Annotated in this window: 18 protein-coding genes; 9 read left to right on the top strand and 9 right to left on the bottom strand. The window is 58.7% G+C overall.

Features of this window, described 5'->3' with window-relative positions; genetic code table 11:
- The first annotated feature begins 140 nt into the window (after nucleotides 1-140).
- The gene (locus ACLI1O_RS03035) at nucleotides 141-1,535 is read left to right on the top strand and encodes a GntP family permease (protein ID WP_284853429.1); all 1,395 of its coding nucleotides are present in this window, start codon (nucleotides 141-143) and stop codon (nucleotides 1,533-1,535) included.
- Here ACLI1O_RS03035 and ACLI1O_RS03030 read toward each other — a convergent pair.
- On the bottom strand, nucleotides 1,532-2,041 hold the full coding sequence (locus ACLI1O_RS03030) for a gluconokinase (protein ID WP_284853428.1): 510 nt from the start codon (nucleotides 2,039-2,041) through the stop codon (nucleotides 1,532-1,534). The two genes, ACLI1O_RS03035 and ACLI1O_RS03030, sit on opposite strands and share 4 nt — an antisense overlap.
- 151 nt (nucleotides 2,042-2,192) lie before the next feature.
- Between ACLI1O_RS03030 and ACLI1O_RS03025 the strand changes: the two genes are divergently transcribed.
- The gene (locus ACLI1O_RS03025) at nucleotides 2,193-3,098 is read left to right on the top strand and encodes a hypothetical protein (RefSeq protein WP_284853427.1); all 906 of its coding nucleotides are present in this window, start codon (nucleotides 2,193-2,195) and stop codon (nucleotides 3,096-3,098) included.
- Here the strand turns inward: ACLI1O_RS03025 and ACLI1O_RS03020 are convergent.
- Nucleotides 3,095-4,051, bottom strand: a complete 957-nt coding sequence (locus ACLI1O_RS03020) for a nucleoside hydrolase (protein WP_284853426.1) — start codon at nucleotides 4,049-4,051, stop codon at nucleotides 3,095-3,097. The two genes, ACLI1O_RS03025 and ACLI1O_RS03020, sit on opposite strands and share 4 nt — an antisense overlap.
- Nucleotides 4,052-4,201: 150 nt before the next feature.
- On the opposite strand from ACLI1O_RS03020, the gene ACLI1O_RS03015 reads away from it, so the two are divergent.
- Nucleotides 4,202-5,404, top strand: a complete 1,203-nt coding sequence (locus ACLI1O_RS03015; RefSeq protein WP_411706946.1) for an amidase — start codon at nucleotides 4,202-4,204, stop codon at nucleotides 5,402-5,404.
- A gap of 56 nt (nucleotides 5,405-5,460) precedes the next feature.
- Nucleotides 5,461-5,880: a hypothetical protein gene (locus ACLI1O_RS03010; RefSeq protein WP_411706945.1), complete on the top strand. Its 420-nt coding sequence runs from the start codon at nucleotides 5,461-5,463 to the stop codon at nucleotides 5,878-5,880.
- A gap of 5 nt (nucleotides 5,881-5,885) precedes the next feature.
- On the opposite strand, the gene ACLI1O_RS03005 is transcribed toward ACLI1O_RS03010, so the two are convergent.
- Nucleotides 5,886-6,395 (bottom strand): 2'-5' RNA ligase family protein, encoded by a 510-nt coding sequence (locus ACLI1O_RS03005; RefSeq protein ID WP_296087670.1) that lies wholly within the window; start codon nucleotides 6,393-6,395, stop codon nucleotides 5,886-5,888.
- 318 nt (nucleotides 6,396-6,713) lie between these two features.
- Between ACLI1O_RS03005 and ACLI1O_RS03000 the strand changes: the two genes are divergently transcribed.
- The 4 genes from ACLI1O_RS03000 (at nucleotide 6,714) to ACLI1O_RS02985 (ending at nucleotide 12,969) form a co-directional block, all read left to right on the top strand.
- Complete coding sequence (locus ACLI1O_RS03000; RefSeq protein ID WP_411706944.1) at nucleotides 6,714-8,660, top strand: fructose-specific PTS transporter subunit EIIC; 1,947 nt, start codon at nucleotides 6,714-6,716, stop codon at nucleotides 8,658-8,660.
- A gap of 145 nt (nucleotides 8,661-8,805) precedes the next feature.
- The gene (locus tag ACLI1O_RS02995) at nucleotides 8,806-9,567 is read left to right on the top strand and encodes a LamB/YcsF family protein (protein ID WP_284849874.1); all 762 of its coding nucleotides are present in this window, start codon (nucleotides 8,806-8,808) and stop codon (nucleotides 9,565-9,567) included.
- Nucleotides 9,567-11,186, top strand: coding sequence for a 5-oxoprolinase/urea amidolyase family protein (locus ACLI1O_RS02990; protein WP_411706943.1), 1,620 nt, complete (start codon nucleotides 9,567-9,569; stop codon nucleotides 11,184-11,186). The genes ACLI1O_RS02995 and ACLI1O_RS02990 overlap by 1 nt, the downstream gene beginning before the upstream one ends.
- Nucleotides 11,176-12,969, top strand: coding sequence for a biotin carboxylase N-terminal domain-containing protein (locus ACLI1O_RS02985; RefSeq protein ID WP_284770060.1), 1,794 nt, complete (start codon nucleotides 11,176-11,178; stop codon nucleotides 12,967-12,969). Before ACLI1O_RS02990 ends, ACLI1O_RS02985 begins: the two co-directional genes overlap by 11 nt.
- A 10-nt stretch (nucleotides 12,970-12,979) precedes the next feature.
- On the opposite strand, the gene ACLI1O_RS02980 is transcribed toward ACLI1O_RS02985, so the two are convergent.
- Both ACLI1O_RS02980 and ACLI1O_RS02975 read right to left on the bottom strand, forming a co-directional pair.
- Entirely contained in the window at nucleotides 12,980-13,285 is a 306-nt protein-coding gene (locus tag ACLI1O_RS02980) for a hypothetical protein (protein ID WP_349838980.1), read from the bottom strand.
- A gap of 178 nt (nucleotides 13,286-13,463) precedes the next feature.
- The gene (locus ACLI1O_RS02975) at nucleotides 13,464-13,967 is read right to left on the bottom strand and encodes an ATP-binding protein (RefSeq protein ID WP_411707035.1); all 504 of its coding nucleotides are present in this window, start codon (nucleotides 13,965-13,967) and stop codon (nucleotides 13,464-13,466) included.
- 224 nt (nucleotides 13,968-14,191) lie between these two features.
- Here ACLI1O_RS02975 and ACLI1O_RS02970 point away from each other — a divergent pair, with 224 nt between their 5' ends.
- Nucleotides 14,192-14,809: a GntR family transcriptional regulator gene (locus tag ACLI1O_RS02970; RefSeq protein WP_411706942.1), complete on the top strand. Its 618-nt coding sequence runs from the start codon at nucleotides 14,192-14,194 to the stop codon at nucleotides 14,807-14,809.
- A 20-nt stretch (nucleotides 14,810-14,829) separates the two neighbouring features.
- Here the strand turns inward: ACLI1O_RS02970 and ACLI1O_RS02965 are convergent, their stop codons facing one another.
- From ACLI1O_RS02965 to ACLI1O_RS02950, 4 genes are all read right to left on the bottom strand, one after another.
- The gene (locus ACLI1O_RS02965) at nucleotides 14,830-15,609 is read right to left on the bottom strand and encodes a putative hydro-lyase (protein WP_411706941.1); all 780 of its coding nucleotides are present in this window, start codon (nucleotides 15,607-15,609) and stop codon (nucleotides 14,830-14,832) included.
- On the bottom strand, nucleotides 15,600-16,763 hold the full coding sequence (locus tag ACLI1O_RS02960) for an NRAMP family divalent metal transporter (protein WP_284770101.1): 1,164 nt from the start codon (nucleotides 16,761-16,763) through the stop codon (nucleotides 15,600-15,602). Before ACLI1O_RS02960 ends, ACLI1O_RS02965 begins: the two co-directional genes overlap by 10 nt.
- A gap of 208 nt (nucleotides 16,764-16,971) precedes the next feature.
- Nucleotides 16,972-17,871 carry a DUF559 domain-containing protein gene (locus ACLI1O_RS02955; RefSeq protein ID WP_296091023.1) on the bottom strand — a complete coding sequence of 300 codons (900 nt, stop codon included), beginning with the start codon at nucleotides 17,869-17,871 and terminating at the stop codon, nucleotides 16,972-16,974.
- Between the two features lie 518 nt (nucleotides 17,872-18,389).
- Entirely contained in the window at nucleotides 18,390-19,187 is a 798-nt protein-coding gene (locus ACLI1O_RS02950; RefSeq protein WP_349837246.1) for an ATP-binding protein, read from the bottom strand.

The raw sequence follows: 19,187 nt of genomic DNA, 5'->3' as shown, positions 1-19,187 counted from the left end.
CACTGGAACCAGGGGATTTTTATATGCCCAGTTTCGGGGCGGTGGATAAGCCACGTTGGGGAAATGTGGGCATCGGCTAGCAGAGCTACTGCTAACGTTGCCCATATTCAAAGGTTTGCACATGAAAAGGAGCCTTCTCTATGGAGACGTGGGAACCCACATTGTCCACTGGTCCGCTGCTAGGGATTGCGGTCGCTGCAATCGCTGTGATTTTGGTGCTGGTTATATATTTAAAGCTCCACGCTTTTCTCACTCTGCTGGTGGTCTCCGCGCTGACAGCACTTGCAGCTGGCATACCGCTCGAAGGCATTGTCCCTACGATGACGGAAAGTTTCAGCTCGACCCTTGGCTCGGTGGCGCTTCTGGTGGGACTCGGCGCCATGATCGGCCGGCTCGTGGAAGCTTCCGGCGGTGCTCAGTCGCTTGCCGATGCCATGGTTCGCCGCTTTGGCGAAAATAAAGCACCCCTTGCACTCGGCATTGCCTCACTGATTATGGGCTTTCCTATCTTCTTCGACGCTGGTCTTATCGTGATGCTGCCGGTTATCTTTGCCGTCGCCCGCCGCTTGAATGGCCCAGTCATTGCTTTTGGCCTGCCAGCCGCCGGCGCATTTTCTGTCATGCATGTCTACCTGCCACCGCACCCCGGTCCTGTCGCCGCCAGTGAATTCTACGGCGCCGATCTCGGCCTGGTGCTGCTCGTCGGCCTACTGTTGGCCCTGCCTACCTGGTATATCTCCGGCTACCGCTTTGGACTTTTTGCCGGAAAGAAGTTCCCATTCAAGGTCACTGACGCCATCGCCGGGCCTGCCCTTGAAAAGGAAGAACAACCCTTAAAACCTGCCTCCGCCACCACAGTGATTTCTATTTTGCTCATCCCGATGGTGCTCATCTTCTTTAATACTGGGCTCAACGCCCTAGCTTCCTACGGCACAATCGATGCCGATGCCACGTGGGTCAGGTTCTTCGTCATGCTCGGCCAAACTCCAATCGCACTGCTGATTACAGTGCTTATCGCGCTGGTAGTCCTCGGCTTGCGCCGCAGCGTGGAAAAGACGGCGCTGGAAAAACTCGTTGACTCCTCGCTTGGCCCTATCTGTTCTGTCGTGCTCATTACCGGTGCAGGCGGCATGTTCGGCGGGGTGCTTCGCACCTCAGGCATTGGCGATGCGCTTGCCGATTCCCTCTCCGGCCTCGGCATCCCCGTCATCCTGGCCTGCTATCTCATCGCCGTAGCCCTCCGCCTGGCACAAGGTTCAGCCACCGTCGCACTCACCACTGCTGCTGCCCTCATGGTTCCCGCCGTGGAAGCTGGCGGTTTCACCGAGCTCCAACTCGCACTCATCGTTGTGGCCACCGCCGCCGGTTCGGTCTTCGGCTCGCACGTTAACGATTCCGGCTTCTGGCTCGTCGGCCGCCTGATGGGCATGGACACGATGACAACGCTGAAGACATGGACCGTTAATCAGATGCTCATCTCCGTCATTGGCTTCGCACTCGTCCTAGTCCTCTACGGCGCGGCTGCAGTCTTTTAGGCGCCGGTCTTTATCCAAGCAGCAGCGTCTTCTGCAATATCTTCCGCTGGTCGCGTCACATCGAAAACGCGGCCAGTTTCGTCCTCTTCCAGCGGCTCCAAGGTGTCGAACTGCGACTGCAACAGCGACGCTGGCATGAAGTGTCCCGGCCGGTGTTGCATCCGCTCATACAACACATCAAAGTCACCATGTACGTGCACAAACGCCACGCCTGGGCAGTACTTTCTAATCAGATCTCGATACTTTCGCTTCAACGCGCTGCACCCCACCATCGCACCTTCTGGCCTATCCGCCAGCCACTGACCAATCTGTTTTAGCCACGGCTCCCGGTCCTCATCATTCAGCGGCGTTCCCGCGGCCATCTTGTCGATATTTGTCTGCGGGTGCATATCATCGCCGTCGCGGTACTCTAGCCCCACCAACGGCGACAGGGCCTGCCCCACCGTCGTCTTGCCCGAGCCAGAGACTCCCATGACGACGACATGACGGAATGTATTCTGGTTCATGGTGACTCCTCAGGCTGGGTTCTTTCTATCGAGTTTATCCACTCCTCTACTACCGCTCAGAATAGCGAGAAGGCAAGCTAAGAACAGAACATTCCGGCGGTATTAGCTAAAATTTCCTAGAACACTTATTCCTATATGATATCTTAATCATATGGGTCGGCACACAATTAATGAACACTGGTTTGAATTCTCAAAACAAAGACTCGACAGTTTCGGGGCAAAGGTTGAGGATCCGACCAAGGAGCATCGTTATCCAAGTCAGCCTGATTGGTATGAAATAGCAAATAATCTAAGACCATTCCTCTTTCACGACCTCAACATTTCCAATGTATCCCCTACAACAGCCAGGATTTTAAAAAGCTGGCTCATAGATCCTCCCAAAGCAAGTACTTGCTTTGGGGGAGATCCTGAAAATAATTCTCCATGGCAAGTCACCAACGGGCGACACCGCTTAACTGGGGTGATGTCGGCACGGCCCGATCTAAATATTCCCGTTTACTGGGATATTTTTGGGTACGAAAATGGACCATACTCCGAAAAGGTTCTTGCCTCAAAGATAGCGCAAGCCGAATTAATCGAGCAAGAAAGACACTCTTACCTCCCAAGGACAGTCCAAAACGACAGATTTTTGATCGCTCTTGAAAATCTAGCCAATAAAAAGTTCAAAAAGCCTGAACCAAAGTGGCCTATTTCTACAGTAAAAGTTCAGGGAAGAGAACCCGACCACTCCTTCCTCAGCGATGACGAATGCAATTCAGCATTTGTATGGAAACACAATGAAAACGCCTTAATCGTGGTCGATTCAGTAAAAACTCTTTACGACGATCGTTTTTCGAGTGACTGGGCCGAATTAAGGGGAAAAATTCCTGAACTTGAGCACGTTATAGCAGACAGCAGAAACCTCACTGTGGTTTCAGAAGTCATGACCGGATTTAAATCCGATGTCCATTACACATACTTCCCAGAATCCAAAGACTTTTTTTCAATTCACTGTTGGGGACCTCCAATTCAGGTGTGTATCTGTCGAGCTGGCGTCCGGTTGACACGATTTCCCTAATATCTATCTTTAAAGGCGAGATTTTTGAGGGCGTCAGTTACCAATTTCCAGAATCCCGGATGATCCAGCTTGGTAGCGACCTGGGTATGGCAGCTGTCATCAGCGGGTTCCCGCAGGTCAGTCACGGTCATGCCGGTGGTAAGTACGCCGGCGAGCTCGACATGCACGGGTGCTTTGCGGGTTTGCACGATGCTCGGATCGATGAGGTAAGCCACCGTGCATGGATCGTGAACCGGAGGATCCGTAAATCCTTGGTTTTGCTGATACGCCTCACGGAAGAAGCCGAAGAGGCCGACAACAAAGTCTGAGACGGGCGTATTCAACGCCTTAATTTCGGCTTCGACCTCGGCTGTTGCTAGTGCTTGGTGGGTAAGGTCGAGCCCGACCATGGTGACCGACCACGGCTCTTCGAAGACGATATGTGCTGCCTCAGGATCGATCTTGATATTGAATTCGGCGACTGGGGACCAATTGCCTTCGTGGTAGCCGCCGCCCATAAGCACAACCTCTTTGACACGCTCTACGATGCGCGGTTCTTTGCGCGCGGCCATAGCGATATTGGTCAACGGACCCGTTGGAACCAAGGTAATGGTGCCGGGTTCATGGGCCATGATGATGTCGATGATGAAGTCGATGGCGTGGGCATCGGCAAGCGCGGTGCTTGGGTCCGGAAGCTCGACGCCATTAACATCCATGCCGGTGGAGCCGTGGATGGACTCAGCAACTTCTACGGGGCGCACGAGCGGGCGATCGCAGCCGGCGTAGACCGGAATCTCTGGGTGGCCGGCGATCTCCTTGACCACCAGCGCATTGCGGGCGACCTTGTCCAAGGTCTGGTTGCCTCCGACGGTGGTAATGCCCAGCAAATCAATGTTGGGATTGCCCATGGCCAAGAGCAAAGCTACTGCGTCATCATGGCCGGGGTCGCAGTCCAGAATAATTTTTCGCGTCATATCTTGAGCCTACTTTTGGTCGGTGAAGACTGCCACGGTCTCATCCTGTGGCGCAGCTTCAATTCCTCTGTGCTCACCAGCTGTACCCTGGAAAGCAGCAACTCACCCCGTAAACGGTATAAACCGTCGTGAAAAGGAATTCGCCCCGCCATGCCTTCAATTTCTGACCGCCTGACCCAGGCACAGCAAGATTTTAACGCGGTGATTTCCACCATTCCTTTTGATGAGGATGCCGTAGATACTGCACTTACGCTGCGCGGATTGCCTGTTGCTTTTAAAGACATCGTGGATATCGCCGGGGTGCCAATGACCTGTGGCACCAACGTGGATATGGGACCGGCTCCGACCATGAATGCCACGGTGGCACAGCGGCTAATGGATGCCGGCGCGATTCCCGTTGCCAAGGCCAACCTCCAGGAGTTTTCCTATGGCATCTTGGGTGACGCCTCCGCGTATGGGCGCGTGATCAATCCTCGCGATCCACAGGTCTGCGGCGGCGGATCCAGCTCTGGGTCGGCGGCGCTGGTTGCGTGCGAGGCGCTAGATCTCACGGTGGGTTCCGATAGCGCCGGTTCCGTGCGCGTCCCGGCCGCCAGCCAGGGCGTCCTCGGTTTTAAGCCCACCACCGGTACGATCCCGCTCGATGGCGTCTTCCCCTTCGCGCCGAGCTTCGATTGCATCGGTTTCTTCGCCAGCTCCATCGAGCTCATCGAGCAGGCCCTGCTAGCCACGGTGGATGAGGCACCCACTCCGGCCAAGACTGTATCCACCATCGATGTCTCTGCGTTGCAAACCAAAGGTGAGCGCTTTGCTGGTCTGCTGTCTGCGCTGCAGGATTCCGCGTTCGCAGCCGTAGAGCGCCTCGATTACTCCCAGCTCGAATCCACCATCGCTACCACCGCGAAGCTCTACGCTCCGATGCGCGTCAAGGAGGCTTATGACGTCCACCAGCCCTACCTTGACCAGCGGGATAAGTACCAGGATGTCATCTTGGAGCGCATCCTCGGCGGGCAGGATATTTCTCAGGCAGACTACGACGCTGCAGCGCAGCAGGTAGAGGAGTTGCGCGAGGAAGCACTAACGCTTTTCGATGCCTCCCCCATCATCCTCACCCCCACCCTCGACGCCGGCCCCATCAAATGGGACGACATCACTGCAGAAAATACTGCCGACTCCGCCGCCAGCCTGCGCCGCTGGACCGAGCCTTTCAATGTGTTGGGTTGGCCGGCGATCACTATCCCACTGCGCACGAGGGACACCACGGGAGTGGGTGATGCGGTGCAGGTCATCGGCAAGCCGGGCCAGGATCTCACCGTCTTGCGCGTCGCCCGCGAAATTCAGGCACTGCTTTAAGCACACCGCAATTCTGCGCGTCTCTGCCTGCTGACGTCGTTGGTAAGGTGATCGTTATGAGCACTCCAGCACAGCTTGCCGCGCGGTTGCGCGCTGAGGCCGATGACGGGCCCTTGGAGTCATTCTGCTTGGATACCGGCATTGACCTGCTGGTTCTTTTTGGCAGCGCGCACGTAGATGCCACCAACGCGAATGATGTTGACCTTGCCTATTCGGTTGATTTCTCGCGCGCGAAGGCTGACCGGCCGAATCTGCTCGACGTTGCCACGGCGTTTTACTCCCGCTACGGCGACGCCATCGATCTCATGTGCCTGGATACCGGGGACACGGTGGCGCAGCATGAAGCTCTGCAAAAGTGCGAGCTCTTGGTCGATCCGTCCAATTCCAAGTATGGAACGCTGCAAATGATGGCGGCACGGGAGTACATCAATACGGCGTACCGTCGCGAGTTCGAGCTCAGGAGCTTAATGTCATGAGCTGGCTAGCCTCCCGCTAGCACGGTCTTTTCTTGCGTGCGCGGGCGCCAATATGCAGCTTGTACAGTGTTAAGTTCCTTGAAGTGCGAGGACGTCAGCTCATCCATCGCGGTTAAATAGTCGCCCACGTCCTCGCGCGGTATGCGCAGACCCATCGTCAGGTGCGGCGTCCAGCGCGGTCCGCGGCCCTCAGGATTGGCAGCGCTAATCTTCCGCGCTGCCATTTCGAGTTCATCGCTAGTCTCTAATAACCAAGCCACGGTTCGTTTCCGCTTCGTGCCGAAGATAACGTTTCCCACGCGCCGAAACGTCGCCGGAATGACCGCCGGTAAAAGCTCCGCGGCAAGCTCCACAACGTGGGGCTCCATCTCCGGCGCGAAGGTCACCGTAATATGCGGGCGCTGGTTTTGCACGGGGAATCCGTGCTCGGCAAGACCTGCAAAGATCTCCCGAATCTGCTCTTCCTGCTTTTCTGGCAGGTAGAGCAGGATATTATCCGGCGATGCTGTACTCACGATGCGGCTTTCTTCGGTTCAAGTGAACACGATTCATTCGTGTTCCCAAGATGCGGGCGGTTACGGTTTACTTCTAGTTCTGTTTCTAGGGTACCGCCGGTCAACACTGGTGCGATCTCCGCGATGCTATAGGTCCCATGCTCAATTTGAGCAAAGTCGCCCCTCAAAAATCGCATCGCGCCTTCAATTGACGCAGAGGAGGATGCGCATAGGAGGTTGCGCATAGGACCCTGCATATAGAGCCCTGCACGCCGGACTCTGTACAAAGAACCTCCCCTTTTCCTTGTGCTCGTTTACACGGGTGCCTTTAATAAGAATATGAGCACATCAGATTCTTCGCCTTTCATTCTCGCCATCACGGCGTGCCCAACGGGTATCGCCCATACTTATATGGCCGCCGAGAACTTAGAGGCCGCCGCCGAAAAGCTGGGCTACCGCATCAAGATTGAAACGCACGGTTCGATCGGCGTGGAGGGCAACTTCAGCGCACAAGACATTGAGCAAGCCGATGCCATTGTTATCGGTGCCGATACCGTCATCGCAAAGGACCGATTCCACGGCAAGCGCTTGGTGGCCACCGGCGTGGACGAGGCCATCAAACACCCCGAGCAGCTGTTGACCAAGTCCTTGGAGGCGGCACCATGGAAGGGGGAGGATAAGGGGGCATCGGCAAGCGAGGCGGAGGACGCCGCGGAAGATGCGGGGCTGCGCGGTATTGGGCAGACCATGTACAAGGCGCTGATGAACGGCGTTTCCCACATGATTCCTTTCGTGGTCACCGGCGGATTGCTCATCGCCGTGGCGTTGTCCTTGGGTGGCACGCCCACGCCGGAGGGGCTGTCCATTCCTGAAGATAGCTTCTGGAATACGCTCAATGAGCTCGGCGGCCTGGCATTTTCGCTGATGGTGCCGGTCTTGTCTGGCTACATTGCCGTTGGCATCGCGGATAGGCCAGGTTTAGCGCCAGGCCTTATCACCGGACTCATCGCCACAACCGGCTCGCTGTATGGGTCCGAGGCCGGAGCTGGATTCTTGGGCGGTATCGTCACCGGTATCCTCTCCGGCTACGTGGCACTTGCGATCAAGAAGATTCCGGTGCACAAATTCATCGCGCCGATTTGGCCGATTATCGTCATCCCGATTTTCACCACGCTGATAGTGGGCCTAGCCTTCATCTATTTCATCGGCGCGCCGATTGCCACCGCCTTTGAAGCCATGACCGAATACCTCGGCGGGCTGCAGGGCTCGTCTGCGATTGTGCTGGGACTTATCATCGGCGCGATGATCGCCTTCGATATGGGCGGGCCCTTCAATAAGACTGCTTTCCTGTTTGGCGGCGGCATGATCGCCGCGGGAAATGCCGCCCCGATGGGTATGGCCGCCGCCGCGATTGCGGTTCCGCCGCTCGCAGTGGGCGTGTCCACCCTCCTGCGCCGCGGTTGGTTCAATAAGGCGGAAAAGGATTCCGGTATCGCCGCACTATTTATGGGATTTTTCGGCATCACCGAAGGCGCCATTCCCCTGGCCGCGGCGCGCCCCCTGCAGGTCATCCCGGCCAACGTGGTGGGCGGTGCCGTCGCCGGTGCCATGGCCGGCGCGTTTGGCGTCCGAGATCATGTCATGCACGGCGGCCCCATCGTCGCCGTTCTCGGCGCGGTGGATCAGGTGGCCTGGTTCTTCCTGTCCATGCTCTGCGGCGTTGCCGTGTGTGCCGCGCTCATGCTCCTGCTCATTCGCCTGACCCAACGCTCCCCGGAAACAGAGGAGAACACGGAGGAGCCCACAGTGCTCCCGCTTCTCGGTACCTCTACCATCAGCCTCGATGAGCCACTCGGTAATGACTCCGAGGCCGTCATCAAGTCGCTCGTTTCCCTCGCCGCAGCCGATGGCCGCATTAGCGACGCCGCTGCGGTTGCCGATGCCGCCCTTGCCCGCGAGTCCCAACACTCCACCGGCGTGGGCCACGGCGTGGCCATCCCGCACGCTCGTTCCGCTGGGGTTACCACACCGACGCTGGCCTTCGCCCGGCTTCCCGAAGGTGGCATCACCTGGGGCACCGGAGAAGGACCCACGAGCTTAGCCTTCCTTATCGCCGTGCCCGATGACGCTGGGAAACAGCACTTGAAGCTACTGTCCACCCTCGCCCGCGCCATCATGAAGGAAGATTTCCGCGCCCAACTGCACGCGGCCAGCTCTCGTGAAGAAGCAGAAGAGGTTATCGCCTCTGTCCTCCAAGTCGAGCCACAAGCCGCCGTGGAGTCTTAGTCTTCTGCCTTGGCCTCAGCCTGCCCAGCAAGGAGCTGTTCCACCGATACCACGCCCCCGAAAACGTAACCGCCTTCACAAATGGCAGTGGCACGGGTTACACTAAGATTCACACTTATTGTTCAACAATTAAGGACGGTGTTGAATGGCTTCGCTCCACATTGATCTCAACGCGGACTTGGGTGAAACCACCGCTGGCAACCCGGTAGCCGATGATGCCGCGATGCTGGAGATGGTCTCTTCTGCCAATGTCGCCACCGGCTTCCACGCCGGTGACCCGCACTCCATTGCCCAGACCCTTGAGGCCGCGGCGCGTGCGGGAGTAACGGTCGGTGCACACGTGGGCTATAACGATCCGGCCGGCTTCGGCCGCCGCTTCATCGACTACAACGCGGCGGAGCTCGCGGACGAGATCACCTACCAAATTGGTGCGCTTGACGCGCTGGCGCGCGCCAATGGCACACGGGTGTCCTACGTGAAGCCGCATGGGGCGATGTACAACACCATCGTCAAGGACGAGGCACAGGCCAAGGGTGTCATCGCGGGCATTAAGGCCTTCGGGGATCTACCTGTGATGCTGCTGCCGGGCGGCCGCGCGGTCGATATTGCAGAATCGCAAGGCCTCACCGTCATCCGCGAGGCATTTGCGGACCGCAATTACAACCCCGATGGCACGCTGGTCTCACGCAAGCAGGACAATGCGGTATTGGGGGATGAAGGGGATGTCGTCAAGCGCGTGCTAGAAGTCGCCCAAACCGGATCCATTACCGCCATCGACGGCACGACGCTCGATGTCGATGCCCAATCCGTGTGCACCCACGGTGATTCACCGGGCTCCGTGAAATTGCTACGCGGTGTGGTCGAGCGCCTCAGCGCGGAAGGAATCGATATTCGGAGCTTTATCTAATGCCGCATATTCACTTCGTTGGCACCCGCGCCCTGCTCATTGATTTGAACGGGCTCGAGCAGGTCATGGCGTGGCACGCGGCGCTGTCCGCTAAACCGCTCAAGAACCAGGTGGATTGCATTGCCGCCGCCACCACGTTGCTCATTACCTTTGAGGCGCCGAATTCCGCGCGCGCGGCCGCAGAGTTTCTGACGGATTTCTCCCCTGCCGCCGCTACCGCGAAAGAGGCGCGCACGGTAGACATCGACGTGCTTTACGATGGCGAAGATGTCGACGCCGCCGCCGAGCTCCTCGGCATGTCGCGCGAGGCCTTGATTGACTGGCATACCTCTACCGAGTGGACTGCCGCCTTTGGCGGCTTTGCCCCCGGCTTTACCTACTGCGCGCCCTCCGATCCTGCCCAGGCCAAGGCCGTGTCCCGCCGCTCCGATCCGCGCACCGCCGTTCCGGCTGGCGCCGTGGGCATCGCGGGCGAGTTCTCTGCGGTCTACCCGCGCGTTTCACCAGGTGGCTGGCAGTTGCTCGGCACCACCAATACCCCGATGTGGGATTCGCACGCTAACCCACCCGCGCTGGTGCAGCCCGGTGACCGCGTGCGCTACCGCGCCGTGGACGAGCTGCCGGACTTGGTGGATCGCAGCGCGGAATCCAAGCGCTCGCCGGCCCGCCTGCCCCGCATGGAGGTCCTCGATGCGGGCCTGCTCACGCTTTTTCAAGACCTTGGCCGCCCCGGCGTAGGCGACCTTGGCGTAACACCCTCCGGTGCCGCCGATCACGCCGCCGCGGCAACCGCGAATGTCGCCGTGGGCAATCCGCGGGGTGCGACGGTGCTAGAAAATATCGGCGGCATTAAGCTGCGCGCGCTGACCGATACCGTCATCTGCGTTACCGGCGCCACCGCCCGCGTCCGCCTGGGGGAGATGCCCGTGCACCTCGCCCGCCCGGTGCTCGTTACCGCTGGCCAGACCGTGACGGTCGGTGCCGCAACGGTAGGCATGCGCAACTACGTTGCCATTCGCGGCGGCATCATTGCCGAATCCGAACTGGGGTCCTCTTCCACCGACGTGCTTTCTGGCCTCGGCCCCGATCCCGTCACCACTGGCGATGTCATCGGCGTGCTGCCGCGCTCGACCGGCATGACGGATGCGCAATTGGTCAATCCTCTGCGCGTATCCGCCGATTCCACTGGCAAAACGCGCGCGACGCTGCGCTGCGTGCTGGGTCCGCGCGATGACTGGTTTGGCGATAATATCTCTACCTTCCTGGATACCGAATGGGTCGTTTCCTCTGATTCCAACCGCGTTGGCCTCAGGCTTTCCGGGGCGAAAGACGGCGCGGAGGCTTCTGAAGCCTCCGCAGATGGGGACATCACCGTGCAACGCGTGAAAGACGGCGAGTTGCCCTCCGAGGGAATGGTGGCCGGCTCCATCCAGATCCCGCCGAATGGCAAGCCGGTGGTCTTCCTGCGCGACCATGCCGTCACCGGCGGCTATCCCGTCATCGCCACCGTCTTGGAAGAAGATATCGACATCGCCGCGCAGCTCCCGCCCGGCGCGCGCGTGACCTTCCGCCTCGTGACACCTCAAGCTTTAAATACTGGAGAAGAAAATGCAGATTAAAACCGTCCTCATTGCTAACCGCGGCGAAATCGCCGTGCGCATTGCCCGCGTGGCCCGCGACTTGGGCATTAAATCCGTCGCCATTTATTCCGAGGCCGATGCCGGTGCCCTGCACACCCAGGTTGCCGATGAAGCCTATGCGCTGCCCGGCAATACCGCCGCCGATACTTACATGAATATCCCGGCGCTGCTGGATATCGCCGTGCGCGCTGGCGCCGATGCCATCCACCCGGGCTACGGTTTCCTCTCCGAAAACGCCGACTTCGCCCGCACCGTCACCGATGCCGGCATGGTGTGGATCGGCCCATCCCCGGAGTCCATCGAGCTGTTGGGCGATAAGATTGCCGCGCGCCGCGTGGCTGAAGAGGTCGGTGCGCCCCTGGCTCCGGGCACCTCAGATCCCATCGATGATTGGCAGGAGGCCCGCGCTTTTGCCGAGGAGCATGGCCTACCCATTGCCATCAAGGCCGCTTATGGCGGCGGCGGGCGCGGCCTTAAGGTCGTGGACTCCATGGATGAGATCGAGGGCGCGTTTAACTCCGCCGGGCGCGAGGCCATGGAGGCCTTCGGCCGCGCCGAGTGCTACGTGGAGAAGTTCCTGACCCACCCGCGCCACGTGGAGGCGCAGGTCTTGGCGGATACCCATGGCAACGTCCGCGTGCTGGGCACCCGCGATTGCTCCACCCAGCGCCGCTTCCAAAAGCTCATCGAGGAGGCCCCTGCGCCCGCGCTTTCCGATGCCCAGCGCACCGGCATCATCGAAGGCGCGCGCTCCATTTGTTCCCACGTGGGCTATACCGGCGCCGGCACCGTGGAATACATCGTTTCCGAGGACGGCACCATCTCCTTTTTGGAGGTCAATACCCGCGTCCAAGTCGAACACCCCGTAACCGAGGTCGTGACCGGCACCGATATCATCGCCGAGCAATTCCGCATCGCCGCGGGCGAGCCCCTGTCTATCTCTGAGGATCCGGATTCCACCGGCCACGCCTTTGAGTTCCGCATCAATGCCGAAGACATCCTCAACGGTTTTGCCCCCTGCCCCGGCACCATCGTCTCCTTCGAGCCGCCCACTGGCCCCGGCATTCGCGTCGATTCGGCTGTCCGCTCGGGATCCATTATCCCGCCGTACTATGACTCGCTCATTGCCAAGCTCATCGTGTGGGGCCCCACGCGCGAGGTAGCCCTCGCCCGCTCGCGCCAGGCGCTGCGCGAATTCGACGTCTCCGGCGTGCGCACCGTGCTGCCCTTCCACCGCGACATGATGGACGAGCCAGCACTTATTGGCACTGCGTCTTCCGCTGAGGCCGATGCCGGCGCCAGCGAAATCGGCGTCTTTACTGACTGGCTCGACCACAACTACCGTCCCTCTGCCGCCAACCAGGTAGACAAGGTCGAGGCCATCTACACCAAGCGCCGGACGGTCGCGGTGGAAATCGATGGCAAGCTCGTCAATATCGGCGTGCCCATGGACTTCCTCGCAGGCGCCGGTGCCGGTGCCGGCGCTGGTGCGGGCGGCGCGGACGGTTCTGGTGCCACCGCTCCCTCGACGGCCGGGGCGCAGTCCACCGACGATAACGCGGTCACCTCCCCCTTCGAGGCCAACCTCGTGGCCTGGAATGTATCCGATGGCGATAGCGTCTCCGAGGGCGATTCCATCGCCACGGTCGAGGCCATGAAGATGGAATCTGCCATCAAGGCCCCGCGCGGCGGCACCATCAAGATCCTCGCTAAGGAGGGCGACCGCCTGGATTCCGCGACGGTGATTGCGACCATCGACTAGCGCGTGCTGCCTACCTGGGTGCTTGGCCGCGCAGATACTCGCCCAGGTAGGGCAAGAGAAAGCGCACGGTTCCATAGCGGTGGCTGGCGATGAGATCGCGTTCTAAAAGCAGCTTGCGGGCCATGGAAATGGCATTGGGAGTCTTGCCCAGGTGCGCCGCGATGGCACCGGTGGGAATATCAGGTCCGTGTTCGGCTTCCAGCTCCGCCATGGCGTTGAGAAAAGCGCGCTGGGCGTCAGGAACATTCTTCAACGCAATCTTGTGCACCTGGTTGCCCATATGCGCTGGAATCTCGCGCGCCATCGAGTACCGCATGGGTCCACGCCAAAGCGCCGACCAACTGCATTAGGTACGGATACCCCTGCACCAATGCGGTCGCCTCTTCCAAAGCGCGCTCGCTGAAACCGCGCCCAGCCACGGTGGCGGTGCTATGCAGGGTCTCAGCTACGGTGGCATCATCAAGCAGCCCCAAATCCAGCCTTTGAGCGCGGCGCTAAGAGGTGGTGCCCTCGTGGTCCAATAGTTCTTCTACCCCGAAGGTCAATCCCGCGGCGGCGAAGGCGATATCGTACTCGTCCCGAATGAGATCCTGGATGGCGGTGGCAAGCTGCGCAAGCTCGCCCACGGAAGCCGCTTGCACCTCATCGACAGTCAACAAGACTCCAGCATCATGCGCACGCGCGGCCTTCAAGAGGCTACGCAACCGCGAGACAAAGCTGGGCTGGGCCTGGTTGTGGGGCAATTGTGTCGTCACAGATCCCACGCCCGCCACAGAGAATCCCGTGATCTTGCGGCCCGTCTTCTCCGTATAGTCCAGCTCCTCGATGGCTTCCGGAATCGTGGAATCGCGCAGCTGCGCTACCATCTGGGCATCCGCATAGGCGCGGATAACAACACACCCTAGGCGGCGCGCGGATTCTTCGAACTCATTGAGCAGCACGGTTTTGCCCACCCCGCGAGTACCGCTGACCAGCAAGGCACGCTGCATGGCGCCCACGCCACCCACGAGCCCATAGTTAAACGAGCTGATTTCAAATTCGCGCCCAGCCAGCTACACCGGCGACGCGCCAAAACTGGGGCGAAAAGGATTCTTATCCGGAATCACTATGCCAGACCTTCCATTTAGATCTTTTAGAACTTCGCCGCCTCTTTAGAACTTTTAGATCTTTAAGTCATACGGAATGGCCGTTGACGCCTCACCCATTCAGTAAGGTGAGGGGCATGCTTTCCCAGTCCGTCGCCACCGCTTTGCGCCAAGAGATGTCGGCCGGCAATTTTCAACCCGGCGAGCAACTCAGCGAGGTAAAGGTGGCCGAGCAATTCGGTTGCTCCCGCAATACCCTCCGCGAGGCCTTCACCGCGCTTACCGCCGAACGCCTGGTTGAACGCATCCCCCACCGCGGCGTTTTCATCGCCACCCCGGACGCCGCCTATATCCGCGATTTATTCGCCGCCCGCGCCGCCATCGAGCCGGCTGCCGCGCGGTGGGGCGCGTTTGCCGATGCCCCCTCGCTCATCTCCCTCGCATCCTCCGCCTTCGAATGCGCAAGGCGCGATAAACACCAGGAAGTCTCCTCCATTAACCAGCGCTTCCACCAAGCACTGGTAGCAGGACTTGATTCTCCCACCTTGGATGAGCAGATGAGCAACCTGCTCGCGCGCATGCGGCTTACCTTCTTATTGGTCATTCCCCGCTACCCGCAGCTGCACGCCGAGCACATTCAAGGCAACGTTGATGTGGCCACGCTCATCGCGGAGGGAAAACGCGAAGAGGCCACCACGCGCTTGCGCGATAGCCTCTTAGAAACCTGCGATACCATCTTGTCCTTCACGGACTAAGAAAGTAGCGGGGACAATGCCTAAGGGATGAGGTACTCCGCATCGCGGGCATTGGTCACCAGCATCTTGCCCGGCGCATGGGAAATGGCCAGCTCCGGCTTTGATTCCATCACGATGGCTTGCGGGGTGACCCCACACGCCCAAAAGACGGGCAAGCAGCCTTCTGGAATATCCACCGCATCACCAAAGTCTGGGTGCGCTAAATTCGCAATGCCGATAGCCGCTGGGTCCCCCACGTGCACCGGCGCGCCATGCACGGATGGATAGCGGGAGGTAATGCGCACCGCATCGGAGACCTGCGATGCCGGAATCGGGCGCATCGACACCACCATCGGTCCGGAAAATACGCCCGCAGGAGTAGTAGGAATATTCGTCCGGTACATCGGCACATTGCGTTGCTGTTTGATATGCGCGATCTCTATGCCCGCATCCACCAGCGCTGTTTCAAAGGTAAACGAGCAGCCGATAAGGAAGCTGACCATGTCAGGGGTGTAATGGGAGGTGGCATCGGCAAGCGTGGCCGTGTGCTCACCATGCTCAAAGATGCGATAGGCCGGGATATCGGTGCGGATATCGCCGCCAGGCAGCAAATCCGAGGTGTACTGGCCCGCCTCAAGCACGCCGACGATGGGGCACGGCTTGGGGTTGCGCTGGGCGAAAAGCAGGAAGTCGAAGGCGTATGCGCTGGGCAGCGAGAGCAGGTTGGCCTGCATGTAGCCTCGCGCGTGCCCGGCGGTGGTGGTCATCTCGTGGGTGCGCGCAAACTCGCGCACCTCTTCTGGCGTATGCATTATGCCCATATCGCCGTGATTCCTGAGACTGCTCGGAGACCGATGAAGATGGTGAGCAACCAGACCAGGCTGCCAAGGATAAGCAGCCACTTTGGGTACTTATAACCTTGCAGCAGGTCCTTGCGGCGCCAGGCCACCCACATCACCAGCGCGAAGCCGATGGGAAGGATGAGCCCGTTAATCGCACCGGCGAAGATCAAGAGCTTTTGCGGTGCGGAGTTGATTATTACAAAAATGATCGTGCAGACCGTAATGAAGATGACGGTGAAGATATTGCGGGTCCGGGACGAAGTTTCCTGGGTGGTCACGAAGGATACCGAGGTATAAGCGGCACCGATGACGGAAGATAGGCCTGCGGCAAAGAGCACCATGCCGAATGCACGGAGTCCGAATTCACCAGCTGCGTGGTAGAAGGCATCGGCGGCAGTATTATTTTCTTTTAGCGTGACGCCGGTGGCCACCACGCCCAATACCGCCAAGAAGAGCAGCATGCGCATAATACCGGTGACGATGATGCCGCTGACGGAGGTGCGCGTAATGTTCTTGACGTTTTCAACGCCAGATAAGCCCGCATCGATCAACCGGTGCGCGCCGGCAAAAGTGATATAGCCACCGACGGTGCCGCCGATGATGGTGGTGATGACGAAGAAATCGATTTCACCCGGCGCGACGGTATTCTTAAGTGCCTCCCCTACCGGCGGCTGGCTGACGATGGCCACATACAACATAAGCAGGATCATTACCGCGCCCAAGGCGGCCACGAGGCGGTCCAGCGCCATTCCAGCACGGCGGGAGAGGAAGATGAACACCGCAATCGCAGCCGCAATGACGCCACCGATGCGGGCATCGATGCCCAGCATCGCGTTCAGGCCCAAGCCTGCGCCGGCGATATTCCCGATATTAAAAATCGCCCCGCCGAAAAAGACGAAGCCTGCGAGCACCCAGCCCAAGCCGGGCAGGACGGTATTGCCCAAGGTATTGGCGCGCATTCCCGTCACGCAGAGCACGCGCCACACATTAAGCTGGATGGCAATGTCCACCAAAATGGACAGCGCAATGGCGAAGGCAAAAGAAGCGCCCATCTGGACGGTAAAGACCGAAGTCTGGGTCAAAAAGCCCGGGCCAATGGCCGAGGTAGCCATGAGGAACATGGCGCCCGCCATGGCGCCAATGCCCTTGGGCGGGGTTTTCGCATCCGCCTGCGCATCCGCCTGTGCCTCCGCCTGTGCCGAGGCGGAAGCTTGTTTTTCAGCACTCACTAGTTTCACCTTTCGTGACGCCGGTCTCTCTTAAATGTGATTCGCATCATCATAATTGTTATTACGGAGGTTGTTCAACAACATCTATAGCTAGGGGTGCTTCGGGGGTGATCTACGCTACTTTTCCCGCCTTTCGCCCCAGGTATTCAACTATTGTCTCCACTACCCTATTCGGCTCATTGACCAGCTCTTTTGGCCCGAATCTCAATACGCTAAATTGCTGATTTTCGATTTCTCGTTGCCTGCGCATCTGTTCCTTGACCACTGTTTCCGGTGCTTTCCCATAAGTACCGTCATACTTGATATCCCCGTCGACCTCGATAATGAGCCACCCATCGATACATAAGTCAGCCCGGTACTTTCCCAATATGCGAAACTGTGGGTACACAGTGGCCGTGGGAATCCTTTCAATAATCAACGCCCGCAACAGCGACTCGTACGGTGATTCAGAACCGGCATACGCATGCTCCACCACCATTCTCATGGGGATAGGCCCCTTCATCCGAGCCATTGCTGCCCGAGTTTCCTTCAGATCTTCTATCGAAACTAGGCCCGCACGCAATGCGGAATCGACCGCTACAAGCCCCTCCGCAAACCCATGTAACCTGGCGATATCCAAGCACGTTCGTGCCGGATTAGTCACCCGAACCCCGGACTTTTCCACCGACGTCTCCCCTATACGTGACATTCGATAATACTTTCGCGGCCACTGCGTGTGCGGTGGAATGCTTCCTGAAGGTGAAGCGAGCTCAACGAGCTCTTTTCTCCTGGGAATCACCCAAATTCCCCAAATACGCGCAGCTGACTTAGCCACCAATGACGCTCGGTGCGCACTTAGGCCGGCCGCTAAAGTAAGGGCAAGCTGTTGCTTATGCCATGGCCAGCTTTCCCACGTCGTTGTTTTCACTGCAATCCATGGAGCGACTCGCTTTAATTCGCCCGTGTACAGCGCGGGATAGTAAGGACTAGTTGAACCTGCATAGCGAAGATTAATTAACTCATGATTTAACATGCTCTTTATCTTCGCTGCTTCCTAGAGAAACTGCTGAGCGTGATGCTCCAAGTGGTCATATTCTGAGCTCCCCGCTGGGCATCCGCATTGAACGGGTCCAATCCCACGGGACGGGCGACTTACACCTTTTGCGAAGGATAGGTAGTCGGTCGCTTTGGTCAGGGTTGGAAGGTCAGCCTGCTATGGTCAACCTCCACTGCAATAACTGAGCAAACTCGCTCCTCAAATATCGCAAATTCTCTTCAAATATTGCATGGGACCCTGCACTTTCGGAGCATCCTGAAACGGCTTTCTCACTGCCCGTTGCCACGCTTCCGGAAGAGGCCTTTGAGCAGCCGGTTGCAGAGCTTCTTGAAGCAGCTTATGCAAGGCATCCTGAAGAGCCCTTTGAGCAGCCCAGTGCACAGCTCTTTGTTGCACTGTTGCGGGAGGGTGACGCGGGCTTGTTTTAGGGACCGGTAAGGCGGTACCAGGTACCGGGGTGGCGGTAGCCGCCCGGTAGCCGGTTTTACCCCCGCTTATCGTTTGGACCGTTGACGTTGCTTGAGCTGTTTGCTAAGTGTTCCCCTTTCTTCTTGGAAGTCGTCACGGGTGCGCATGTCTTCACCGATGAGGGTGAGTTTGCTGCCGTTGTTTGCAAGTCGGGATAGGACAGCGTCGGCGATCGCGTTTTCACTAAAGACGCTGTACCAGTATTCCGGCTCGTGCTGGCTGACGATGACGGTTGAGGAATGCTCCCGCTTGACCAGGAGGTTGAATACCTGGGCTAAGGCGAAGGCAGATACGTCCGTGGCCAGGAAGTCGTCGATGACCAACACAGCCGGCTTTGTCAGTTCCTCAAGGAGGGCTTTGCGCTCATAGGCAGCGTCGGCTGTGGCGTCGAACTCGTCGGCTAAGTCGGCGAGTCTAAAGTAGCGTGCGGTTAGTTTATGCCGGCACGCAGCCACGGCTAGGCCTTGGGCGAGGAAGCTTTTGCCGGTGCCGGTAGCTCCCACGATGGTTAGATCTCTGCCGTAGGTAATCCAGTCGCAGGTAGCTAACCGCTCAATACGGTCTGGAGTGATCCCTCGGTTGCTGTGTGCTTCAAAGCGTTCCAAAGCCGCAAGCGCGTTGGGTAGCTTGGCGGCTTTGACGAGTTTTTCGATTACTTTCGAATCACGTGCAGCTACCTGAGCATCGAGAGCTTCTTTGATCTTGTCTTCAAAGGAGTCCAAGTCACGACTGGGATCGTTGACGATCTCCTGCAGCGTCGTGGCAAACACACGCATCCCGCGAAGAGAACCGAGCAGTTCGAAGTCTTCATCGGTAAGAGCCAT

Origin of the sequence: Corynebacterium sp. LaCa78 (assembly GCF_046717505.1) — a bacterium.
In the GTDB taxonomy this organism is placed as follows: domain Bacteria; phylum Actinomycetota; class Actinomycetes; order Mycobacteriales; family Mycobacteriaceae; genus Corynebacterium.
This window is presented reverse-complemented; position numbering and strand designations above follow the sequence as displayed.